This is a genomic window from Mycobacterium sp. shizuoka-1 (genome assembly GCF_002723835.1).
Lineage (GTDB): Bacteria > Actinomycetota > Actinomycetes > Mycobacteriales > Mycobacteriaceae > Mycobacterium.
Genome location: NZ_BEWG01000047.1, coordinates 74,641 through 80,832 on the forward strand (window position 1 = coordinate 74,641; position 6,192 = coordinate 80,832).

7 protein-coding genes are annotated in these 6,192 nt (G+C 68.3%); 5 read left to right on the top strand and 2 right to left on the bottom strand.

Features of this window, described 5'->3' with window-relative positions; all coding sequences use genetic code 11:
- Positions 1-19 precede the first annotated feature (19 nt).
- The gene (locus MSZK_RS15175; RefSeq protein WP_099249129.1) at positions 20-493 is read left to right on the top strand and encodes an ATP-binding protein; all 474 of its coding nucleotides are present in this window, start codon (positions 20-22) and stop codon (positions 491-493) included.
- Here the strand turns inward: MSZK_RS15175 and MSZK_RS15180 are convergent, their stop codons facing one another.
- Together MSZK_RS15180 and MSZK_RS15185 are read right to left on the bottom strand one after the other, a co-directional pair.
- Entirely contained in the window at positions 494-904 is a 411-nt protein-coding gene (locus MSZK_RS15180) for a Zn-ribbon domain-containing OB-fold protein (protein ID WP_099249131.1), read from the bottom strand.
- 2 nt (positions 905-906) lie between these two features.
- On the bottom strand, positions 907-2,112 hold the full coding sequence (locus MSZK_RS15185) for a thiolase family protein (protein ID WP_099249186.1): 1,206 nt from the start codon (positions 2,110-2,112) through the stop codon (positions 907-909).
- Positions 2,113-2,209: 97 nt separating this feature from the next.
- On the opposite strand from MSZK_RS15185, the gene MSZK_RS15190 reads away from it, so the two are divergent.
- From MSZK_RS15190 to MSZK_RS32060, 4 genes are all read left to right on the top strand, one after another.
- Positions 2,210-3,082: an SDR family NAD(P)-dependent oxidoreductase gene (locus tag MSZK_RS15190; RefSeq protein WP_099249133.1), complete on the top strand. Its 873-nt coding sequence runs from the start codon at positions 2,210-2,212 to the stop codon at positions 3,080-3,082.
- On the top strand, positions 3,079-4,146 hold the full coding sequence (locus tag MSZK_RS15195; protein ID WP_099249135.1) for a dihydrodipicolinate reductase: 1,068 nt from the start codon (positions 3,079-3,081) through the stop codon (positions 4,144-4,146). Before MSZK_RS15190 ends, MSZK_RS15195 begins: the two co-directional genes overlap by 4 nt.
- Positions 4,143-4,772 (top strand): TetR/AcrR family transcriptional regulator, encoded by a 630-nt coding sequence (locus tag MSZK_RS15200; protein ID WP_099249188.1) that lies wholly within the window; start codon positions 4,143-4,145, stop codon positions 4,770-4,772. The genes MSZK_RS15195 and MSZK_RS15200 overlap by 4 nt, the downstream gene beginning before the upstream one ends.
- A gap of 90 nt (positions 4,773-4,862) precedes the next feature.
- A partial coding sequence (locus MSZK_RS32060; RefSeq protein WP_199203345.1) for a hypothetical protein occupies positions 4,863-6,192 on the top strand: 1,330 nt, incomplete at its 3' end.

Sequence of the window (6,192 nt, forward strand, 5' to 3'; positions counted from 1 at the left end):
TGGGTATAAGAGCTTTGCCATGACGACACCGAGTTACCCACGCTCCGCAGCCGGCGGTGACCGTTTCAGCCGTAATGATGTCGTCGCTGATGCGCACAACGCAGCCAGGGTCCGCGATGAATTCGCGACCTGGCTGCGGGCGTGCGGAGATCTGGACAAGGTTCGGTTCAGCGATGTCGTCCTCGCGGTCAACGAAGCGCTCGCCAATACCGCCGAATTCGCCTACCTCCAGAACGGCGGTCACGGCACCATCGATGTCGAAGCCGTCCTCGACGCGGGCAACCTGACCGTCACGATCGCCGATCAGGGTTGCTGGCGCGAATCCACGCCCGCCACGCAGAGTCGGTCCCGCGGGCGGGGCATCCCGCTGATGCGCGCGCTCGCCGACGACGTCACGATCGACGCCTCCGCCCTGGGCACCACGGTTTGCCTGCGGTTCGACAACTTCCTTCCCGCCCGCACCGATGACGACGCCGACGCGAAAGTCGGCTGATCAGGCCGGCTGATACCGCAGCATGGTGACTCCCGAGTCGGGGTAGTCGAAGAACACCGGCGCCAGCCGCATTCCGACCGCAAGTTCGTCGGGCTGTGCATTGACGATCTCGGTGGAGAATCGCGGCCCTTCGTCCCACTGCACGACGGCGAGCAGTTGCGGTACGTCCCCGGCGAAATGTGGCGCCACCGGCCGGTAGGCCACCGTGTAGGTGTACAGCGAGGCCGCCCCGGAGATCTCTCGCCATTCCAGGTCGTCAGCCAGGGTGCCCGGGGCCAGCACCCGCGGATAGAACACGTAGCACTGCGCCGATGGCGAGTATTGGATGCGAATCTTGTGCTCGGCCAGCGCATCCCAGAAGGGTTGGGTGGTCGGTGTGGGGATCGGCATCGGCTTGGCGAGATCGGCCATGACTAGTCGCCTTCCAGGACGAGGGTGGTCTGCTCGCTGAGGATGCCGCCGTTGCCGGAGACGAATGCCCGGTTGCAGTCGGCCACCTGGGTGGCGCCCGAGCGGCCCATGATCTGGCGGGTGGCGTCGCAGACGTGGTGCATGCCGCCCGCGGTCCCGGCTTGTCCGTAGCCCAGCTGCCCGCCGGCGGTGTTCATCGGGAAGTCGCCGCGGAAGGTCAGGTCATGTTCGGCGACGAACTGCAGCCCCTTGCCCTTCTGGCAGAACCCGGCGTCTTCGAGGCTGAGCAGCACGGTGATCGTGTAGCAGTCGTAGAGCGACACCATGTCCATGTCGGCCGGGGTCAATCCGGCCATCGTGAACGCTGATGCGGCGGCCTTGATCATCGGTGTCTGCAGCAACTCGTGGGCGTAGGTCGGGGTCTTGTAGGGCACCCGTTCGCCGAATCCCTTGACCCACACCGGCCGATTGGCGCTGCGGCGGGCCAGGTCGGCGTTTGCGACCAGCACCGCCGCGCCGCCCATCACCGGCATCACGATCTCCAGCATGTGCAGCGGGGCGGCGATGAGCGGGCTGTTCACCACGTCGTCGACGGTGATCGGGGTGTCGTGGAAGATCGCGCCGGGCGTGTGATTGGCATTGACCCGCTGATCGACGCTGATCTTGGCCATCGTGCGCTCGTCGTAGCCGTAGGTGGCGCCGTAGAGCGTGGCCACCTGACCGTAGGGACCGTTCTGGCCCAGATTGCCGTAGGGGATCTCGAATTCGGCTTGCGGTGAGCCGTACCGGTTGCTCGATGCACCGAAATACATGAGCTCGGTGATGTCCAACGGCTTCTGCGCGCTGACCGGGGTCATCGGCGTCGCGGGGATCACGCACAGCACCGCGTTGCACAGACCCAGCTCGATCGCCGCCGCTGCCCGCCACACCATGGCCGCCGCGCTGGCCCCGCCGAGATCGACCATTTCAGCGAAATTGGCTTTGATGCCCAGGTATTCGATCACCGTGGACGGCACGAAGATCTGCGATTCCTGCAGATGCGTGGTGCAGATGCCATCGACATCGCCGGCCGAGAGTCCGGCGTCGGCCAGGGTCGCCGCCGCCAGCCGGGCCCACTGCTCGAGGGTGAACTCCAATGGTCCGGTCGGCCGCTTGGTGGAGGGAAGTTCGGTATAGCCGACGATCGCGGCCTCTCCGCGAAGACCCATGCCGCCGCCCTTCGTCAAGTCATTGCCCAAGAACATTGAGCATGTAATCATATTGAACGCTTAATGAAAATCCGCGAGCAGGGAGAGGTAGCTCACAGTGGACGGTGCAGCACCGTTGGACGGCAAGGTCGCCGTCGTCACCGGCACCAGCCGTGGCGTGGGACTTGGAATCGCGCATGAACTGCTGCGGGCCGGGGCCACCGTCATCGGCTGTTCGCGAGGGCCGATGGACGCCATGCCCGGCGCCGCCGACAACCCGCAGTGGCTGGCCCGCTCGTCGCAGCGGGTCTGCGATCAAGGCGATTACCGGGCCATCGACGAGTTCGTCGCCGGGGTGGTCGCCGACTACGGCCGCATCGACATCCTGGTCAACAACGCCGGCGGCACGGTGCCGGCCCCGCACGTCGAGAACATCCCCGAACTCGTCGCCCGTATCCAGGGTGCACCGGCGGCCGCCGACGACTACGAGCGCACGGTGTTGTTCCACGCCTTCGCGATCCAGATGAACCTGATCAGCCCGATGTGGTTCGCGATCCGGACGTACCGCCAGATGCGCGACCAGGACGGCATCGGCTCGATCGTCAACATCTCCAGTGGCGCAGGCCATCCCGCCGGCTCGCCGACGCTGGTGTCCTACGGGGCCGCCAAATCCGGGCTCAATCACCTGACCCGCTCGCTGGCCGAGGAATGGGGTCCGAAGGTGCGGGTGAACTGTCTGGCGCTCGGCCCGACGATGACCGACAACTTCAAGTCCTTCGTACTGCCCAAGGATGACCCGACGGGGGAGAAGTATTTCCACGCGGTGCCCATGCGCCGGGCCGGCGAGCCCGCCGAGGTCGGCCGCGCGGTGGTGTTCTTATGCGGTGGGACAGCCGATTTCATCAACGGCACCACCATCGAGATCGACGGCGGCATGTTGCCTGGCGTGCTGTATGAGGCCGGCCTCAAGACGATCACGGATCTGCTGTGAAGCGCGTCATCCAGTTCGCCACCGGCAACGTCGGCCGCCACGCCCTGCCGATGATCATCGAGCGGCCCGGCCTGCAGCTCGTCGGGCTGCACGCCCACGGCGCGGACAAGGTCGGCCGCGACGCCGCCGACATCAGCGGCCGGTCCGAACCCACCGGCGTCATCGCCACCAGCGACATCGACGCCCTGGTGCAACTCGGTGCCGACTGCGTCGTCTACACCTCCCAGGCCGAGATGCGCCCGCAGCAGGCGATCGAGGAGATCTGCCGGTTCCTGCGGGCGGGCACCAACGTCGTCGGCACATCGATGGTGTGGCTGGTCGCCCCGCACCAGGCCGACGCCTGGATCCGGGAACCGCTGGCGGCGGCCTGCGCCGAGGGCGGCACCTCGCTGTACATCAACGGTGTCGACCCCGGCTATTCCGGTGACAGCCTGGTGTACACGGCGCTGACCCTGGCCGGGCGGGCCACCGCGATCACCGTCTCCGAGATCTGCGACTACGGCAGCTACGACGACGCTGAATTCACCGGCGTCAGTTTCGGTTTCGGCACCACCCCGGATCACACCCCGATTATGTTCGCCCCCGGCGTGCTCTCGTCGCTGTGGGGCGGACAGGTCCGATCGCTGGCCGAGGTGCTCGGGGTGAGCCTCGACGAGGTGCGCGAGCGGCACGAGAGCTGGGTGACCCCGACACAGATCGACTGCACGATGATGAGCGTGCCGCCGGGCCACGTCGCCGCCGTCCGCTTCGCCGTCGAAGGCATCCGAGACGGCCGCCCGGTGATCACCATGGAGCACGTCAACCGGCTGACCCCGGTCACCGCGCCGGACTGGCCCTACCCGCCCGACGGCCGGCTAGGTGTACACCGGGTCGTGGTGCACGGCAACCCCGGCGTGGAGATCAACACCCACCTGGGCCTCGACGGCGTCGACCACAACGACGGCGGGGTCATCTCGACCGCGGCACGTGCGGTGAACGCCATCGACGCGGTGTGCGCTGCGCCGCCGGGCCTGCTGTCGGTCAAGGATCTGCCGACCGCGCACGCCGATACCGTGATGTGGTGAGTCCCGGGATCGCGCCCCGCAGGCCGCCCGGTGGCAGCCAGGTGCGCGCCGACCGCACCCGCGAGGCGGTGCTCGACGAGACGGTGCGCTGTGTGATCGAGGAAGGTTTCGCGGCCGCCAGCGCCAAACACATCGCCGAGCGCGCCGGCGTCACCTGGGGTGTGGTGCAGTACCACTTCGGTGATCGCGACGCGCTGCTGATGGCGGTGGTCGACCGCGGTTTCTCCGAGTTGCTCGACCTGTTGCGCAGCCTGCCGCCCCCGTCGCCCGCGCAAAGCCGCCGCAAGCGGGTCGAATTGGTGGTCCGCGCCGCGTGGGAGGCGTTCTCCAGCCCGACGTCTCGGGCTTCGCTGGAGATCCTGATCGGCACCCGGGCCATGCGCGACAAACGTGGGACGCGCCATCTCGTCGAATTGCACAGTGCAATCACCGATTTGAGCGCCGACATCGCCGAAGGCCTGGACAGCCCGCACGCCGCGGCGATCGGCGATCTGATCTGGGCCACCATGCGTGGTCTGGTGATCACCCAACTGGTGATGGCGGGGTCGGCGCGCAGCGACCGGGAACTGGCTGCACTGGTCGACGTGATCTGCGCCTACCTCGATCGGCACGGGCAAACACAATGAGCACCAAGCACAGTCACAGTTAGGTCATAGGCGGGCGCCGAACCGGCGCGCCTGAGTGACATCGCCGCGAGCCGTGGTGATCATGGCCGAATGACCGAACCGCTGGGTATCTGCGTGGGCACGACCACCCTGGTCGCCGCACGAGCCGGAGCCGCACCGGTCATCTACCCCGCCGAGTTGACCCTCGGTGAGCAGGTGTGGACCGACTTCATCGACCGCGTCGGCGACCCCATGCCGCTGGTCGGCGCCGACGGAACGGCCTACCGTGCCGAGCAGTTGCTGGCCCTGGCGCTGTCCGCGCTGGCCGACGCCGAAGGCGCCGGTCTCGCGGCAGTCGCCGGTATCGCCGTTCCGGCGCATTGGGGTCCCGGGCGCCGCGACGCGCTGCGCGACGCGCTGTGGACGTTGCCTGTGCTGGCCGGCGCCGCCGCGCCGCCGCTCCTGCTGTCCGACGCCACCGCCGCGCTGCGCTCGCTTCAGAACGATCCCGGGCTGCCGCGGTATGGGGTGGTCATGGTGTGCGGGCCGGCTGCGGGCGCGACCTCGGTGACGCTCGCCGACGCCGGCGCCGACTACCGTCAGGTGGGCGAAACCGAGCGCTGGCCGGAGCCGCCCGGTGACCTCGACGCTCTCGTCGACGCCACCCTGACCCAAGCCCGGATTTCCCGCGCCGATGTCAGCGCCGTCGCCGCGATCGCCGACGGCGAGTCAATACCTGCTGTCGCGCAACAACTCTCAGCAATCCTGCAGCTTCCGGTCACCGTCTCGGCGCATCCCCAGCTCGATGCGGCGCTTGGCGCGAGCCTGGCGGCGGCACGCCAACTCGCCGCCGACGCACCGACCGGACTGGCACCCGTGCCGCTGATCGCCGACGTCGGCCCGCAATCGGCGACGATGGCCGCACCGCTGGCCTGGTCCAGCGACGACACTCCCGACGAACCATTCGGGACCGACCAGTCCTACACCTACGGCGACTACGACTACCGCGGCTATCACGACGACGACCAGGACGACGACCTGTCCATCCTGGGCGACCAGCCGCCCGCCCGGCGCGGCTCCGGGCTGACCCGCAGCGTTCCCCTGCTTCTCGGCGGAGCGGCCGCCGTCGCCGCGGTTGCCGTCGGGGGTTTCGCCTACACCCTCACCGGCACCAGCACGCCGGACACTCCGAGCACGCAATCGGTGAAGCCGGTGCCGGCCACCGCGGCCACCTCGGTGGTGACCAACCCGTCGCCGCCGCCCCCCGCGCCGACGGAAACCGTCACGATGACCAACCCGCCGGTCAGCACGGTCACCGAGCAGGTGCAGCCGTCCACCACGGTGGTCACGGTGGAGACGACCACCACCACGCCGCCCACCACCACGACCACGACAACCACGACCACCACGACGACGACCACCACGACAACGACGACGCCCA

Bases quoted from the DNA above. Each gene is read 5' to 3' on its own strand.
- MSZK_RS15175 (WP_099249129.1), top strand. From the start codon at position 20: ATGACGACACCGAGTTACCCACGCTCCGCAGCCGGCGGTGACCGTTTC.
- MSZK_RS15185 (WP_099249186.1), bottom strand. From the start codon at position 2,112: ATGGGTCTTCGCGGAGAGGCCGCGATCGTCGGCTATACCGAACTTCCC.
- MSZK_RS15180 (WP_099249131.1), bottom strand. From the start codon at position 904: ATGGCCGATCTCGCCAAGCCGATGCCGATCCCCACACCGACCACCCAA.